The organism is Agathobaculum desmolans ATCC 43058 (genome assembly GCF_000701665.1).
In the GTDB taxonomy this organism is placed as follows: domain Bacteria; phylum Bacillota; class Clostridia; order Oscillospirales; family Butyricicoccaceae; genus Agathobaculum; species Agathobaculum desmolans.
The window spans coordinates 12,954-29,616 of record NZ_JNJN01000003.1; the positions used below are offsets into that span (position 1 = coordinate 12,954).

General features: G+C 59.2%; 12 protein-coding genes. 6 read left to right on the forward strand and 6 right to left on the reverse strand.

Annotated elements, in window-relative coordinates:
* Nucleotides 1–10 precede the first annotated feature (10 nt).
* A complete protein-coding gene (locus T363_RS0101355) occupies nucleotides 11–646 on the reverse strand; it encodes a hypothetical protein (RefSeq protein WP_031472506.1) in 636 nt (211 codons plus the stop codon).
* A 324-nt stretch (nucleotides 647–970) separates the two neighbouring features.
* Between T363_RS0101355 and T363_RS0101360 the strand changes: the two genes are divergently transcribed.
* The 4 genes from T363_RS0101360 (at nucleotide 971) to T363_RS14885 (ending at nucleotide 5,212) form a co-directional block, all read left to right on the forward strand.
* Nucleotides 971–1,744 (forward strand): dihydroorotate dehydrogenase electron transfer subunit, encoded by a 774-nt coding sequence (locus T363_RS0101360; RefSeq protein WP_031472508.1) that lies wholly within the window; start codon nucleotides 971–973, stop codon nucleotides 1,742–1,744.
* The gene (locus tag T363_RS0101365; RefSeq protein ID WP_031472510.1) at nucleotides 1,744–2,652 is read left to right on the forward strand and encodes a dihydroorotate dehydrogenase; all 909 of its coding nucleotides are present in this window, start codon (nucleotides 1,744–1,746) and stop codon (nucleotides 2,650–2,652) included. Before T363_RS0101360 ends, T363_RS0101365 begins: the two co-directional genes overlap by 1 nt.
* Nucleotides 2,653–2,655: 3 nt before the next feature.
* Nucleotides 2,656–3,816, forward strand: coding sequence for a bifunctional histidine phosphatase family protein/GNAT family N-acetyltransferase (locus tag T363_RS14880; RefSeq protein ID WP_051643015.1), 1,161 nt, complete (start codon nucleotides 2,656–2,658; stop codon nucleotides 3,814–3,816).
* A gap of 181 nt (nucleotides 3,817–3,997) precedes the next feature.
* A complete protein-coding gene (locus tag T363_RS14885; protein ID WP_031472514.1) occupies nucleotides 3,998–5,212 on the forward strand; it encodes a helix-turn-helix domain-containing protein in 1,215 nt (404 codons plus the stop codon).
* Nucleotides 5,213–5,292: 80 nt separating this feature from the next.
* Here the strand turns inward: T363_RS14885 and carB are convergent, their stop codons facing one another.
* The 4 genes from carB to pyrR all read right to left on the reverse strand — a co-directional run bounded on the left by carB (nucleotide 5,293) and on the right by pyrR (nucleotide 11,347).
* Nucleotides 5,293–8,478 (reverse strand): carbamoyl-phosphate synthase large subunit, encoded by a 3,186-nt coding sequence (gene carB / locus T363_RS0101380; protein WP_031472516.1) that lies wholly within the window; start codon nucleotides 8,476–8,478, stop codon nucleotides 5,293–5,295.
* Complete coding sequence (locus tag T363_RS0101385; protein ID WP_031472518.1) at nucleotides 8,478–9,572, reverse strand: carbamoyl phosphate synthase small subunit; 1,095 nt, start codon at nucleotides 9,570–9,572, stop codon at nucleotides 8,478–8,480. The genes carB and T363_RS0101385 overlap by 1 nt, the downstream gene beginning before the upstream one ends.
* 289 nt (nucleotides 9,573–9,861) lie before the next feature.
* Nucleotides 9,862–10,779: an orotidine-5'-phosphate decarboxylase gene (pyrF, locus tag T363_RS0101390; protein ID WP_031472520.1), complete on the reverse strand. Its 918-nt coding sequence runs from the start codon at nucleotides 10,777–10,779 to the stop codon at nucleotides 9,862–9,864.
* Nucleotides 10,780–10,795: 16 nt separating this feature from the next.
* Nucleotides 10,796–11,347: a bifunctional pyr operon transcriptional regulator/uracil phosphoribosyltransferase PyrR gene (gene pyrR, locus T363_RS0101395; RefSeq protein WP_031472522.1), complete on the reverse strand. Its 552-nt coding sequence runs from the start codon at nucleotides 11,345–11,347 to the stop codon at nucleotides 10,796–10,798.
* A gap of 286 nt (nucleotides 11,348–11,633) precedes the next feature.
* Here pyrR and T363_RS0101400 point away from each other — a divergent pair, with 286 nt between their 5' ends.
* Entirely contained in the window at nucleotides 11,634–11,894 is a 261-nt protein-coding gene (locus tag T363_RS0101400; RefSeq protein WP_154658723.1) for a hypothetical protein, read from the forward strand.
* 309 nt (nucleotides 11,895–12,203) lie between these two features.
* Here the strand turns inward: T363_RS0101400 and T363_RS0101405 are convergent, their stop codons facing one another.
* Nucleotides 12,204–13,508 (reverse strand): zinc ribbon domain-containing protein, encoded by a 1,305-nt coding sequence (locus T363_RS0101405; protein WP_031472526.1) that lies wholly within the window; start codon nucleotides 13,506–13,508, stop codon nucleotides 12,204–12,206.
* 199 nt (nucleotides 13,509–13,707) lie between these two features.
* On the opposite strand from T363_RS0101405, the gene T363_RS0101410 reads away from it, so the two are divergent.
* A complete protein-coding gene (locus T363_RS0101410; protein ID WP_031472528.1) occupies nucleotides 13,708–16,437 on the forward strand; it encodes an S-layer homology domain-containing protein in 2,730 nt (909 codons plus the stop codon).
* Nucleotides 16,438–16,663: the final 226 nt, after the last annotated feature.

The following is a 16,663-nucleotide window of genomic DNA, read 5'->3' on the forward strand; positions in this document are numbered from 1 at the left end:
CACACTTTTTTTATAAATTCGGATCAAATTCGCATTCGATCAGCAGCTGTGGTTCTCCGTTTTCCCACCATTGCGCAGCTGCCAGAAGAGAAGCCTGCTGCCCTTCATACGGCACAAAACCGGCTTCCGGATCGGTCATATCGAAGAAAAGCGAAGCGTCCTGCATGGTATAGGTCTCACCGTTGAAGTGCAGCGCAAAATCGCCCAGCGCGACCGCGCCGCCAAAGCAGTCCTCGCACACGACCTCGGCCGGTGCGTCCAGCAGAAATTTGGGGAAGGGGTCTTCCATCACCGCTTCTTTCCTGCCGTTGCGCAAAATACAGGTGCCGTTGACTTCCGAGCCGGTGATGGTAACGCTGGCGCCCGCTTCAGAGGTGTTGATGATATCGCCGTTAAAAACGCAGTTGTCAAATACGATCTGCGCCCGCGCGCCGCCAACCGTCATATCTTTTTCAAATACCGTGTTTTCCACTACGCGGCTTTCGTCCTCTTCGAGCGTAAAGCTGTACTCCGCCGCAGGGGTGCGGCCGTCCGCCTGCGGTGTATCCGTTCCGGCTTCATCCACTGGTTTGGCAGCGGTGCTGCCGCAGCCCGGCAGCAGCAGAAGCGCCAGCACTATGCTCGCCATGATCCAATGTTTTTTCATCGTTTTCCCTCCGTTTTCGTTTTGTGATGCAAATAAAAAAGCGCACAGCCGAAGCCGTGCGCTGAAAAACGCATTGCTCCGATTGCTGCGACACAACCTTCCGGATCATCCATACGAATGCGAAAGCAGAGCATGCATTTTTACCATAGTAAAATACACACTCGTACAGATGATTATTCGGTTGTGTCGCAATTTGATTGTAACATGCAAAGCGGGAAAAGACAAGAGCAAAGACATCCTGCGGTGCGTACAAAAGGGAAAGGGCTTCCTTTTTATGCGGTTTTCCTGTACAATAGAAGCAGTATCACCGAAAGGGGAAAATATATGTCGATGCAGGAGATCTGCCGCGTTGCACAGCAGACGCGGCTGGGAGAAGGATTATATGAAACAGTGCTGGAAGCGCCGCAGATCGCGGCGGCGGCACAGTGCGGACAATTCGTACACATCGCCTGCGGCGAGGGCAATCTGCTGCGCCGCCCGATTTCGATCTGCCGCGCGGCGGCGGATAAGCTCACCGTTGTTTATCAGGTCAAGGGCGAGGGCACCCGCTGGCTTTCCGCCCGGCGGGAAGGCGATACGCTCGATGTGCTCGGGCCGCTCGGCCACGGGTTCGATATGGCGGCGCTCGGCGCAAAGCCTGTGCTGATCGGCGGCGGCATCGGTGTGCCGCCCATGCTGCAAACCGCCGTTTGCGCCGCGCAGACCGGGGCGCAGCCGCGCGCGGTGCTCGGCTTCCGCAATCAGGGCGCGGTCATTCTGGAAGAGGCGTTCCGTGCGGTGTGTGAGACCTTTGTTACAACGAACGACGGCTCCTACGCGCGGCACGGTTTTGTGACCGACGTGCTCAAAGAGCAGCTGGCGGACGCTACGGGTGTTGCCGCGTGCGGCCCCAAGCCCATGCTGCGGGCGATTGCCGCGCTGGCGCGGGAGGCAGGCGTGCCCTGTCAGGTTTCGATGGAAGAGCGGATGGGCTGCGGCATCGGCGCCTGTCTGGTGTGCGCGTGCGAACTCAAGCTGAAGGACGGGCAGCAGGGCGTGCGTTACGGCCATGTCTGCAAGGACGGTCCGGTATTTGATGCAGAGGAGGTCGTTTGGTAATGGCGGATTTGAAAGTTAATTTCTGCGGCGTGGAGCTGAAAAACCCCATCACGACTGCATCGGGCACCTTTGGCTTCGGCCATGAATACGGCGAATTTTTCGATCTGTCCCAGCTTGGCGGCATCGGCGTCAAGGGTTTAACGCCGACCGAGCGGCTCGGCAACCCCGCGCCCCGCATTGCGGAGACGCCGTCCGGTATTCTGAACTGCGTCGGCCTGCAAAACCCGGGCATCGACCGCTTTATCGAGGAACAGATCCCCTTCCTGCGGCAGTATGATACCAAGATCATCGCCAATGTGTCGGGCAACACGGTGGAGGAATACGAGGGCATGATCGAGAAGATCTCGGATGCGGATGTTGACCTCATCGAGATGAATATTTCCTGCCCGAACGTCAAATGCGGCGGCATGGCGTTCGGCACGCAGCCGGATATGGTGACCGAGGTGGTCTCGGCAGCCAAACGCAAGGCGAAAAAGCCGCTCATCGTCAAGCTCAGCCCCAACGTGACCGATATTGCGGAAATTGCCCGCGCGGCGGTGGCGGCCGGCGCGGACGCGCTCTCGCTCATCAACACGCTGCTCGGTATGCGGATCGACATTGAGACCAGAAAGCCCATCCTGTCCAACGTGATGGGCGGACTGTCCGGTCCGGCGGTGTTCCCGGTGGCGGTGCGCATGGTGTATCAGGTGCGGCGCGCGGTCGATGTGCCGATTTTGGGCATGGGCGGCATCCGCACGGGACGCGATATTGTGGAAATGCTGCTGGCGGGCGCGGATGCGGTCGCCATGGGCACGGTGATGTTTGCCGACCCGACGGCGCCGGTCAAGGCGCTGCGCGAGCTGGAAGCGTGGATGGACGCGCACGGTGTCAAATCCGTGCGGGAGCTGTCCGGCGCGGTCGAGGTGTAACGCATGACCACGGTTTACATCATCCGCCACGCAGAGGCTGAGGGCAATGTGTACCGCCGCTGCCACGGCCAGTATGACAGCCTGCTCACCCCGCGCGCTTATGAACAGCTTCCCTTTCTGGCAAAACGGTTTGAAAACGTGCCGCTGGATGCGGTTTATGCGTCCGACCTGTTCCGTGCGCGCACTACGGCGAAGGCGGTTGCCGCACCGCATGGGCTTTCGGTCGAGACCCGTCCGGTGCTGCGCGAGATCGATATGGGCGACTGGGAGGACCTGACATGGGCCGAGCTGCCGCGCGTCTGGCCGGAGGAATACGCGCAGTGGCGCGCCCGCCCGTGGGAGGCCGCCCCGCCGCACGGCGAAAGCGTGATGCAGGCCGGCCGCCGGATGCTGGACGGGGTGCGCGCGCTGGTGCGGCAGCATGACGGCGGCGCGATCGCGGTCGTGACCCACGGTTCGGCCATCCGCGGCGCACTGACCATTGCCCATGGCTTTGCCCCCGAGCAGATGGCCGAGATCGGCTGGGGGGACAACACCTGCGTGGCGCGGCTGGATTTTGACGGGCCGGAGCAGATCGACGTGGTGTATGAAAACGATGCATCCCATCTGCCGCAGGCGCTTTCTACCTTCGCTTCCATCGGCTGGACGGATAACAAGGGCGTACCGACTACGCCGCAGATCTGGTTCCGCCGCGCCGACCCGATGAACGCTGCGGATGCGGAAAAAATCATCGCCTTTATGCGTGAGCTGCACCGGAATGCCTACGGAACGGATGCCGGTTTGCAGCCGGATGCGCTGCTGCACGATGTGGTGCGGGCGCAGCAGGTCAGTCCGCGTGCGTGCTGCTTCGGCTGCGCGGAGGACGGGGAGCCGGTTGCACTCGTATATCTAAAAACCTGGTATGATGCTGAGCCGGGTGTCGGCTTGGTGGGCGGCTTCTGCATCGATGCTGCTTACCGCGGTCACGGCCTGAGCGGACAGATTTTAGGGCAGGCGATCAGCGTATACCGTATGCTCGGCAAGGAATATCTGGCGGCGCATGTCGGCGTGGATAATGTGCGCGCGCAAGGGTTTTATCAGAAATTCCGGTTTGAGCAGCGCGGCGAATACGCGGACGAAAACGGCAGCCATTACCGGATGTTCAAGCGCATCGCGGTGGATTGAATGACTGGAAAGCGAATATCAAATAATCGTTGCGGCGAAAATGCGAAAAAGTCAGGCATGTACCTGACTTTTTCGTGTTTTTGCCGCTCCACGCTGCGTGGAGTCCTCTTCTTCTGCGTCTCGGTTGCAGTGGGGACGGGCATACGGTATACTGAAATCAGATGAAAGGGGAGGTGCAGTGATGGATGCAAAGAAAACCGGTGCGCTGATTGCATCGCAGCGCAAAGCCCTCGGCCTGACACAGAAAGAGCTGGCCGGACGGCTGCTGGTGTCGGATAAGGCGGTCAGCAAATGGGAAACGGGCGCGGGTTACCCCGAGGTGACGCTGCTGCCCCTGCTCGCGGAGGCGCTCGGCATCACGGTGGATGAGCTGCTGGCAGGCGAGACATGTGCGGATGCGCCGATGCCGGAACAGGATGCGCCGCAGCCGTCCGAGATCCGGCGCGCATATGCCGCACAAAAGCTGGCGGATGCGGATAGCTGGCTGCTGTTGGCGTTCAGTATTTGTGTGCCGGCATTTATCTGGTATACGATATCACTTGGTATGCAGGGAAGCTTTCGGTTGCAGCTGCTTTGCATCCTGTTTGCGGCATGTTCGGTTTGGCACAGCGGCACGATCAGGCGGCTGCGCAGCTATGCTGACCCGGATGATCTGTCTGTCAGCCGCCGCCGTGCAACCCTGCTGCGGGGCGGCTATGCCGCTACCGCGCTGCTGTTTGGTATACAGGTGATTGCACCGGCATTTTCCGAATATCTTATGGTTCCATGCGGCAGGTATCAGATCGTGCTGGAGGTGAATCAATTTTACTGGGGACTGCTGGTAGGGCTGCTTTTGCTGTTGGTTGCCGCGCTTGGTGTGCTGGCATACCGGTATTTCGGCATGACTGCACAGACCTGCTTAGATCCGCTTATGCCGGGGGTGGTCAGTGCCGTACCGTTTATAGGTGCAGTGGTGCTGCTGTATCTGCGGGTATCACGGATCGTCAGCTTTGTCCCACCATCTGATGAGCGCGCGCTGGTCACAGTCAAGGGCGAACTGAATACTGCCATGGAACAGTTGCTGTCAGGTGCGCGGATTGCATGGGCGATCGGCACGGTAGTGCTTATGGCGCTTTGCGTGGTGTTGTGTCGGATCAAGCGGTGCAGCGTCACGCCGACGGTGCTGCTGCCCTGTGCAGCGTTGCAAAGCCTGCTGTGGTATGCGGTGGGGACAAGCGATTGGTTTCTGCTGCTGCGTTTTCCCTCAGTGCTGCATCAGGAGCAGGTAGGAACGATCACTATTCTTGTTACGGCGTGCTTTTTTATGCTGGTGTTTTCTCTGCTTATCTGGGTCATCTGCACCCTGCTTTCCGGTATCCACCGCAAACCGGAGCCGTCTACCACTTCCACATCGTAAAAACTTCACAGACAGTAAAAAACACCCGGAAACTGTGGTTTCCGGGTGTTTTTTGTGTGAAATTGTGGAATATAGCAGCCTTAAATCCGGTTGATATCCACCATCTCGCAGTTTTCGATTTTGACATCGCCTTCGAGGCAGCGCAGCAGCGCCGAGGCGGTGTCGATCGAGGTCAGGCACGGGATCGCGCGCTCGACTGCGGTGCGGCGGATGTGTACCGAGCCAAGCTCGGGATGACGGCCCTTGACCGAGGTGGCAATGACATAGTCGATCTTGCCGGACTCGATCAAATCAATAATGTTGGGCGAAGGCTCGTCCACATTGCGGATGGCATTGGTGGCAACCATGTGGCGGTTGAGCACGTTGGCCGTGCCGCTCGTGGCGTAGATATCGAAACCAAGGGCTTCAAACCGCTCGCCGATGCGGATGGCTTCCTGCTTGTCCGAATCGCGCACCGAGATCAGCACCGCGCCCTTTTTCTTCATCTGGAAGCCCGCGCCGGTCAGACCCTTGAGCAGCGCTTCGCGGAAGGAGGTGGACACACCGAGCACCTCACCGGTGGATTTCATCTCCGGCCCGAGCTGGGTGTCAAGGTCACGCAGCTTCTGGAAGGAGAATACCGGCACCTTGACCGCATAGTGGTCGCTTTCCGGATACAGACCGGTGCCGTACTCCATATCGCGCAGCTTTTCGCCGAACATGCAGCGGGTCGCCAGATCGACCATCGGCACGCCGGTCACCTTGGAGATATACGGCACGGTACGGGAGGAACGGGGATTGACCTCGATGATATAGATCTGATCGTTGTACAATACGAGCTGGATGTTGACCAGACCGAGCACCGACAGGTTTTTGGCCAGCGCTTCGGTATATTGGATGATGGTCTGCTTATGCTTTTCCTCAATGTTGATCGAGGGGTAAATGGCGATCGAGTCGCCCGAGTGTACACCGGCGCGCTCAAAGTGCTCCATGATGCCCGGGATGAGGATATCGTCACCATCGCAGATGGCGTCAACCTCGATCTCGCGGCCCATCATGTATTTATCGACCAGCACGGGGTTTTCCACCTTGTTGCGGGTGATGACCTGCATGAATTCGCGCACGTCCTCTTCCTTGTGTGCGATTTCCATGCCCTGACCGCCAAGCACATAGCTCGGGCGCACTAGCACGGGATAGCCCAGCTCATCCGCCGCGCGGACGGCCTCTTCCTCGGTCATGACCGTGTGGCCGGCCGGACGCGGGATGCCGCACTTTTCCAGGATGACGTCGAACTTTTCACGGTCCTCCGCCGCGTCGATCGACCAGGCCGGGGTGCCGAGGATCGGCACGCCGAGTGATTCCACATGGGCGGCAAGGTTGATGGCGGTCTGTCCGCCGAACTGCACGATGGCGTAATCCGGCTTTTCCGCCATTACAACGCCGGTCACATCCTCGGGCGTGAGCGGCTCGAAATACAGGCGGTCGGCGGTATCAAAGTCGGTAGAAACGGTTTCCGGATTGTTGTTGATGATGACGGTCTCGCAGCCGAGCTTTTGCAGCGCCCACACCGCGTGTACCGAGCAGTAGTCGAACTCGATGCCCTGACCGATGCGGATCGGACCGGAGCCTAAAACGAGCACCTTCTTTTTGCCGCTGGGCGGCGCAACCTCGGTCTCCTCGTCAAAGGTGGAGTAGTAGTAGGGGGTCTCCGCGTCAAACTCCGCCGCGCAGGTATCGACCATTTTGTAAACCGGCAGACGCTTAACCGCGGAAATATCCTTGCCGGAAAGCTCGGTGATGGTCTTATCAAGGAAGCCCATCTTTTTGGCGCGCAGGTAGAGCTCGCTGTCGATTTCTTCCGCCGACGCGAGTTCCTTTTCCATGTTTACAATGTTCTGGAACTTGTGCAGGAAGAATACGTCCATCGTGGTGACCTCGTGGATCTCCTCGATGGTCATGATGCCGCGGCGCAGCGCCTCGCAGATGTGGAACAGGCGCTGGTCATCTGTGCGGGCAACGCCCTTCCTGATTTCCGCGTCCGACTGCGCCGCGTAGCGCGGCACGATCATGCTGTCCAGCTTGATCTCGCACCCGCGCACGGCCTTCATCAGCGCGCCTTCAAAGCTGGTGTCAATGCTCATGACTTCGCCGGTGGCCTTCATCTGGGTGCCGAGGGTATTGTCCGCATACACGAACTTGTCAAACGGCCAGCGCGGGAATTTGCACACAATATAGTCGATGGTCGGCTCAAAGCAGGCCTTGGTCTTTTTGGTAACGGCGTTGGTGATCTCATCCAGACCGTAGCCGATGGCAATTTTGGCGGTCACCTTGGCGATCGGATAGCCGGTGGCCTTAGAAGCCAGCGCGGACGAACGGGAAACGCGGGGGTTTACCTCGATGACCGCGTATTCAAAGGATTCCGGATGCAGGGCGTACTGCACGTTGCAGCCGCCTTCGATGCCCAGCTCGTCGATGATGTTGAGCGCCGAGGTGCGCAGCATCTGGTATTCCTTATCCGACAGGGTCTGGGCGGGCGCGACAACGATCGAGTCGCCCGTGTGTACGCCGACCGGATCGACGTTTTCCATGCTGCAAATGGTGATGGCGTTGCCCTTGGCATCGCGCATGACCTCAAACTCGATTTCCTTCCAGCCGGTGATGCACTTTTCAACGAGGATCTCATCCACGCGGGAGTACATGATGCCGGATGCTGCGATCTCGCGCAGCTCATCCCATGTGTAGGCGATGCCGCCGCCCGTGCCGCCAAGCGTATACGCGGGGCGGATGATGACCGGCAGGCCGATTTCGCGGGTAAATTCGACCGCGTCCTCCACCGTGTGTACGACCTTGGACGCGATGCACGGCTCGCCGATTTTTTCCATCGTGTCCTTGAACATCTGGCGGTCCTCCGCCTTGGCGATGGTGTCCGGCTTGGCGCCGAGCAGCTTGACGCCCATCTGCTCCAAAAAGCCGCTTTCGCACAGCTCCATGGCAAGGTTCAGGCCGGTCTGGCCGCCGAGGTTGGGCAGCAGGGAGTCCGGACGTTCCTTTTTGATGATCTCCTGCACGGCTTCGATGGTCATCGGCTCGATATAGACCTTGTCTGCCATGGCCTTATCGGTCATGATGGTGGCGGGGTTGGAGTTGACGAGCACGACCTCCAGCCCTTCCTCGCGCAGGGCGCGGCACGCCTGCGTGCCGGCGTAGTCAAATTCGGCCGCCTGGCCGATGACGATCGGGCCGGAGCCCAGTACCATTACCTTTTTAATATCTTTGCGCAGCGGCATTACTGAGCGCCTCCCTTGGTTTTTGCGATGTTTTCCATAAACTTATCAAACAGGTACGAGGTGTCCATCGGGCCTGCACAGGCCTCGGGATGGTACTGCACGGTGAACACCGGACGGCCGATATGCTCCAGCCCTTCCACCGTGCCGTCGTTCAGGTTGATATAGCGCACGCGCGCCACAGCCGGATCGACCGATTCCCCGACGACTGCGTAGCCGTGGTTCTGGCTGGTGATATAGGTGCGGTCGGTGTCCACATCCTTGACCGGATGGTTGGCGCCGCGGTGGCCGTATTTGAGCTTTTCCGTCTGCGCGCCGATGGCAAGGCTTAAAAGCTGGTGGCCCAGGCAGATGCCGAAGATCGGCATGCCGCTTTCGACCAGCGTTTTGAGGATGGCGATGCATTCCGTGTTTTCCGCCGGGTCGCCCGGGCCGTTGGACAGCATCACGCCGTCAAACTTGCCGATGATCTCCTCCGCAGGGGTGAGCGCCGGCACGGCAACGACCTCGCAGCCGCGCTTTTGCAGTTCGCGTTCGATGTTGTACTTGACGCCGTAATCATACAGTGCGATGCGGTACTTAGCCTGCCCCTCGGCGGGGTATACCTTGCTTTCGCCGCGCGTTACGGATTTTACGGCGTCCTTTACCACAAAGGCCTGCATGGCGGCAACGGTCTGCTCGTCCGGCTCAAAGCCCTCGGTGTAGATCACGCCGTTCATCACGCCCTCGCCGCGCAGCTTGCGGGTCAGGCGGCGGGTATCAATGCCCGCAAGGCCGACGATCTTCTGCTCTTTGAGGTATTCGTCCAGCGTCATCTTGCAGCGCCAGTTGGAGGGATATTCGGTCTCCTCGCGCATGATAAAGCCGGATAGCCAGCTCTTGCGGGATTCGTTATCCTCGCAGTTGATGCCGTAGTTGCCGATCAGCGGATAGGTCATGGTGACGATCTGACCGTAGTAGGAGGGATCGGTCAGCAGCTCCTGATAGCCGACCATGCCCGTGTTGAACACGACCTCGCCGATGCTCTGTCCCTCATAGCCGACGGCGGTGCCTTCAAACAGGGTGCCGTCCGCGAGCAGTAAATACGCTTTTTTCAAGTTCCCACGCTCCTTATATCTCTTCGATTGAAACTACAGTTTCAATCGAGGGGACATACCGCGCCGGTGACGCGGATATGTCCTAAACTGCGCAAAGTTCCGATAGACGAAACTTTGCTTCGTACCTGTATAAAAAGCCACGCGCATGTCGCGGCTTTTTATGAAAATGGCAGTATACCGCCATTTTCTAATTGGCTATGCGCCTAACGGCGCGATAATACCTGTATCGGCATCCGGTTCCGGAGAAACCGGATGCCGTATATAGGGGGTACGGGTACCCCCCTATACCTTATTTTATTGCTGCAACGATCTCATCCCGCATGCGGATGGCTTCTGCGCGGGCGGCTTCCTTATAATCGCGGCCGTCCTTGTCGTTCTTCTTCCACGCGCACATGATGCCGCGTGAGGAGTTGACGATCGCGCCGAGGCCGTCGTCGTTAAAGGCGTTTGCGATGTCCTTTGCGGTCGCGCCCTGCGCGCCGTAGCCGGGCACCAGAAAGTAGCTCTTCGGCAGCAGTTCGCGCACGACCTTCTGCTCTTCCGGATAGGTTGCGCCGACGACCGCGCCGATCTGGTTGTAGCCGCAGGGCATATCCAGTCCCTCACCCCATTTTGCGACCATCTCGGCCGTGCGGACGAACAGGGGCTTGCCTTCCATATCGCGGTTTTGCAGCTCGCCGGAGGAGGGGTTGGAGGTTTTGACCAGCATGAACAGGCTCTTTTCGCGGTTCCGGCACTCTATCAGGAAGGGCTCGACGCCGTCCGTGCCGAGGTAGCCGTTTACCGTTACGCTGTCGCAGCCGTAGGGCGCGATCTCGGTATCGCCCACGCGGGTCTTGCCGAGGTAGGCTTCCGCGTAAGCCGTGGCGGTTGCGCCGATGTCGTTGCGCTTGATATCGCCGATGACGTACATGCCCTTGGCGTGGGCGTAGTCGATGGTTTCCTTGAGCGCCATCGCGCCGTAGGAGCCGAGCAGCTCGTAATACGCCGCCTGCGGCTTGACCGCGGGCACGATGTCGCACAGTGCGTCGATCAACCCGCAGTTGAAGGTGACGACGCTCTCCGCCGCTGCGCGCAGCGTTTCGCCGTGCAGCATCATATGGCGCATGGTAATGTGCTGGGGGATGTACTCGAGGCGGGCGTCCAGCCCGGCAACGGTCGGGTTGCCCTTTTCCTTGATTTTTTCTACCAGTGTTTGGATCGACATAAATGCTCTTCCTTTCTCAGCGGCAATCGTTTTTTGTATATTCGTGTTTCAAAATGACAACATTATCTTCGCCGTCCACTTCGGTCAGGCGCACGGAGACGCGCTCCTCCCGCGAGGTGGGCAGGTTTTTGCCGGTGTAGTCCGGCCGGATGGGCAGCTCGCGGTGCCCGCGGTCGACCAGTACAGCAAGCTGGATACGCCCGGCGCGGCCGCTGTGCGCCAGCGCTTCGATCGCAGCGCGCACCGTGCGGCCGGTGTACAGCACATCGTCCACCAGAATAACGGTCGCGTCCGCAATGCGGGGGTCGAGCGGCGGCAGGCTGCCGCTGCTGCGGGGCTTATCGTCCCGCCAGGGGGTCACGTCCAGTGCGAGCACCGGCGGGGCCATGCCCTCAACCTCGCCAAGCTTGGCGGCGATGCGCTGTGCCAGATAAACGCCGCGCGTTTTGATGCCGGCCAGCAGCAGATGATCTGCCCCTTTGTTTTTTTCGATGATTTCAAACGCAATGCGGGTCAGCGCGCGGCGCACGCCGTCCGCGTCCAGAATAACGGCCTTCTGCCCGGCCATTTTGCCGCCTCCCTTCGAAATACAATAAAAACAGCCTTCCGCACCAAACGCAGAAAGCCGCACCAAAATCTACACCTGTCCCCCTGATTTGTGGCTGACGGCGTATGCACTGTTTTCTGCCTTGGACGGCTCACGGGCCGCGCCTTAAAGGCGGATTGTTGCATATATTATATAATAGGATGCCGGGTTTGTAAACCGTCGATTGCGCAAAATAAAATTGTTTTTTCAAGCAAATTTTGTGCGCCCGTACAGAGGTAAGTCTGCACGCAAAGCGGACATACTATCCGTGCAGCGCCAAAAAGCACGGGCGGCGCGGGCGCTGAAAGGCGCGCTGCTCACAGAAAAAAGAAAGGCGGCGGAAAAAATGCATGTATCTCCCTTTGTTTCCGGCATTGCGACCGGCGCGGTCGCGGGCGCGGTGGTTTCCATGGTCGCGGCGGGCGCAATGCTCAATCCCTCGGTGCGCCGGAACGCGCAGCATATGGCGCGGCGTGCCGAGCACTCGGTGCACAAGGCGGCGCACAATGTCGGCCAGATGATCGGATAAGCGGCGTCTGACCGGCCGCAAAACGGGGTAAAACGGCAAAACCGCCCGCCGCGCTATGCGCGGCGGGCGGCAACCTGTCGAAAAAAGTATTATGTTATTGCGTGTAGGCAACACGCGCGACAGCGCGCATCAAATAGAAAATTGCAGTCTGCTGCAATTTTCATAAAAACCGGGAGTATGTATCTCGGTTTTCATACAAGACGACGGAGAATTGTGCCCAAAGGGCGCGATTCGCAGTCGCAAATTCGATCGAAAGCGTGGTTTCGATCGAGAGACTGTTCGAAAAACGGTTGCAGCATGCAAAGCGGATCACATCATCTCCAGCAGCTTATAGCACCGCGCCTTGGTATAGCTTTGCTTAAAGCTGTAAGAGGCGAGCTGGGCAGCGGTTTCGTCACTGCTTTCCTTGGCGGCGTTGGCTGCACCGGCGTCGCGCTCCTTGACCCACTGGTCAAAGCTGGACTCTTCGGCGGCGTACTGATCCGCGTTAAGGATGGTGGAAAGATAGTCGTACATATCCATCAGCAGGCTGTCCCACTGCTCAAAGGAGCCGGCGGTCAGCGCAAGCTCATCCTCGGCGGTACCGGCGGAAGAGATCTGCAGGTCGCTCTGCTCCAACGCGTCGATCTTGCTGCTGAATTCCTGCCGGCGCTCGGACTTTTGCTGGTTGTCCTTTTCCTCCTGCTGCGCGGCGGCCTGTGCTTCCTCCAGCTTTTTGCGCAGCTCCTCGACCTGCTTTTTCTGGTCGCCGGTCAGGGTATCGTCCGCTGCAAGGGAATCCAGCTTGCCTGCGCAGGCATCGAACTTTTTATCCGCCAGATAATTTTGCGCTTCGGCAAAATCGGCGGCAAATTCGCTGTCCGACTGCGCGGCCTGCGCCTGCGTGAGCAGATCCTCGATCGCCTTGTACAGCGGCGAGGCAGTATCGGTCACACGGTTCTGGAGCTGCTTGAGCGAGGCGATCGCCTCGGTATACTGTTCGTTTTCCACGTATTCCTTGGCGGTCAGGAAGTCCTCCAGCAGGTGGATGGTCGCGTCGAACACAGCGGGATCCTTCGCATCGGCCTGTGCGGCATAGCAGGCTTCAAGCGCGTTTTCAAAATCGCCGCGCTTCATGTACTGCTCGATCAGGGTTTGGTTTTCATCCGGCCGGCGGCTCATGAAAAACCAGATGCCGCCGCCGATCAGGGCGGCAACCAGCACCACCACCAGAGCAATCACACCGGCTTTTTTGCCGCGGGAGGGCTTTTTGTACGGACGGTCATCCGGGTCCGGGGTACCGAAATAGGTTGTGCGCGGAGATTCGGGCGTGCCGGTGCTGCGCTGCACGCGCGGGCTGTCGATCGGCGGCATCTGCCCGGCAGGCGGGATGCGCGGATCGGTTGCAGCAAGCGGATCGCCGGTGGTCACGCCGTCGGCCGGTCCGGCGGCATGATGGCCGTCCTGCATGGCTGCATCAAAAGCAGAAAGGTCGATCGGTGCGTTCAGGTCGTCCGGCAGGGTGGTGAATACAGCGGTTTCATCGTCTGCGCCGGCTTGCTCGACGGTAGCGCCGCAGAAAGGGCAGAATTTGCCCGAGATGGGCAGTTCCCTGCCGCAGTTTTTGCAAAGCATGGGTGGTTCCTCCTCGAATGATAAGAATATACCGATAATAAGTATAGCACGGTGCAAAGCGCTTGTAAACTACGCTTTTACGGCGCGGGAAATGGCATTGCGGCGGCGTTTGTATCGAAACTGAAACCTTGCTTTTCCTTGACAAGCCGAAGCCCCGACCGTAAAATAAAGGTATTACGGACATAGGGGGAATATTACCTTGAAAAAACGTATTTTCAGCGGTCTATTGGCCGCTATGATGCTGTTTACCAGTGCGTTTGCCGCCGGCGGCGAGGCGATGCCCGCAGCGGGGGAGCAGCCGTCTGCCGGGGCGCAGCAGACCGGTGCGGCGCTGCGTTTTGCGGTTACGCTGCCGGAGGGTGAAACGGCCTTGAGCGATTCCCTGGCCGCAGCGCTGCGCGCGGTGCTGGAGGGGCGTCTGGCGCAGCTCGGTTTGGAGCAGGCGGCGGTCACGATCGACGGGGAGACGCACACGGTTACCGTTGCCCTGCCCGACGGTGCGGAAGCCGCAGGCGTGGCGGCGTTTTTGGCGCAGCCCAACACGCTGCAGCTGGCAGACCGGGACGGTGGTATTTGGCTGACGGGAGACGGTATCGCCGCCGCCGAAGCGGATCTGGGGCAGGACGGCAGTTACAGCCTGACCCTGTTCTGGACCGAGGAAGGCGGCAAGACGCTGGCCGAACATGCCGGACCGGAGGATGCTGTGCTGTATCTGCTGCTGGACGGTGAGCAGGCCGGTCAAACAACGGTAAAGGCTGCGCAGAACGAAAGCTGCACGCTGGAGGACGATTTTACCGAGGGAGAAGCCAAGCTGCTGGCAGCCCGCATTATGGCGGGGGAGCTGCCTGCCGCACTGACCTTGACGGATGAAGAGCTGCCCGAGCCGGTGCAGCCGGCATTTCCGGATATTGCAGGACATTGGGCTTATGATGCATTACAGCGCGGCGCGGAACTGGGTATCCTGAACGGCATCGACGGCAAGATGATGCCGGATAACCCGATCAAGCGCTCGGAGGCGGTTGTGATGCTCAACCGTGTGCTGGGCGCACAGATCGCGGACGACACGAGCGGGCTGACAAGCGTTCCCCCGAGCCTGTGGTTTGCGGAGGATCTGGGCAAGGCCATCCATCTGGGGCTGATCCCGGCAGATGACGACCGCAATTTTGACACCGCTGCCAGCCGCGCGGAAGCCTTTGTGCTGATGGCGCGTGCCTTCGGCTTTTCCGGTGCGGAAGGCGACAGCGATGTGCTGACTGCTTTTACCGACCTTTCTTCGATGACGGCGGAGCAGCGGCAGGCGGCAGCGGCGCTGGTGCAGGCAGGTGTGGTAAACGGCATTACAGATACTACCCTCAGCCCGCAGGGCAAGCTGACGCGCGCCCAGTTTGTCACCATGTTTATGCGCATTGCCAACCAGATCATTACCGCGCCTGCGGAAGACGAGCCGGCACCGGAGGTTTCCACGCTGGAGCAGAATACGCTGCTCCGGCTTGCGCAGATTGAGCTGTCCGAGCTGGCAGGGGACGGAGACTTGCTCTTCCCGGTGGTAACGGAAAAGGCGCAGCTGAATGGCGTGACCCTTACGGGCCGTGTAGTGCTCAAGGGTATGGAGGATATTGACTTTACCGCGAAAAACGGCACACAGCTCGGTGCAATCATCGCAGATCCTGCGGGCGCGGCGGATATCAGCCTGACCGATACCACCGCTGTACATACGCTGGTCATCGCCGGAACGGGCGGCGCAGTATCGATGAAAGGCGATGTGACCAATATCGAGATCACGGCTTCCGGCCGCACGATCGACCTTTCTGATATGGATGCGGAGCGGCTGGTCATCACCGGCAGCAATAATACCATTAAAATGAACGGCACGGCAGGCGAGGTCGTGATCAGCGGCGGTGCAAAGAACAATGTATTAACGCTGAACCGTGCAGTGGACAGCCTGACCGTAGCCGGGATCGGCACGCGGGTGAACGGCAGCGGCCGGGCAAAGAGCGTGGATATCCGCGCGGTTGACTGCGAGGTTTCTATTTCGGCAGATGCCAAAACCGAGAATATCGACCGCGGACTGACCGGTGTGACGGTCGATATCACTGTGCCGGACAAGGTGCCGGCGGGCGGCTCGCTTGCGACCGAGGTGCGTTTTACCGGTGTGGAAGAGGACAAGGTGTGCACCGCCCAGTGGTATCAGGACGGCAAGGCGCTTTCCGGCTACCGCAACGATCAATTCAGCCTGACGGCGGATACGGTCTCCCGCCAGACGACCACCTTCAAATTTACCAAGAATATGAAAACCACGGTGACGGTCGGCTTCAAGCTGATCTATCAGAATCCTTCCACCGGCGAAACCGAGGAGGTCTACGCGGAAAAGACCGTGCCGATCGAAAATTATTCGGATGAGTGGTATTACCAGCGCGACGTGAACCGGGTGCTCAAGCTGGTTTCCTCTACTTACCGCGGCAATTACACCACCGCCTATGCGGTCAATAATGATTACAAGCCCTATGAAAAGGAAGTCTGGGTCAATGCCAAGGGATATTCCAGCCGCAGCCAGTATTTGCTGTGGATCAACCGCGCATACCAGCATGTCAATGTGTTCCAAGGCTCTAAGGGCAACTGGAAGCTGATCAAATCCTTTTTGGTGGGCACCGGCGCGGCCGGTACGCCTACACGGACCGGTCTGACCACCGTATCTTATAAATCGGCGGGCGGATGGACGACCGGTACCTATACCGTGCGTCCGGTCGTTGGCTTCTATCCGGGTACGGGTTATGCGTTCCATTCGCGCCTGTGCTATCCGGGTACGGATAAGGAATATGATTTCAGTGCGGGCTATCCGGTTTCGCACGGCTGTATCCGTATGTACAAGAACGATGTCAAATGGATCTACAATAATGTGCCGGTGGGGACGACGGTTGTTATCCACTGAGTCGGCAGTTTCTCGATCGAAACCACGCTTTTGATCGCATTTGCGGCTTGCTGCAATGTTCTGTTTGATGCGCGCTGCCGCGCGTATTGGTGAAACGCCTCAACAAAATACTTCTTCGACAGACTGACACGGGTGTGCTCTGCACACCCGTGTTTTTGTATGCCGAAAGCCCTGATATGCCGGAACGCATGCTTGCGCTGGCGTGCAAAAGGGGGTATACTGACTG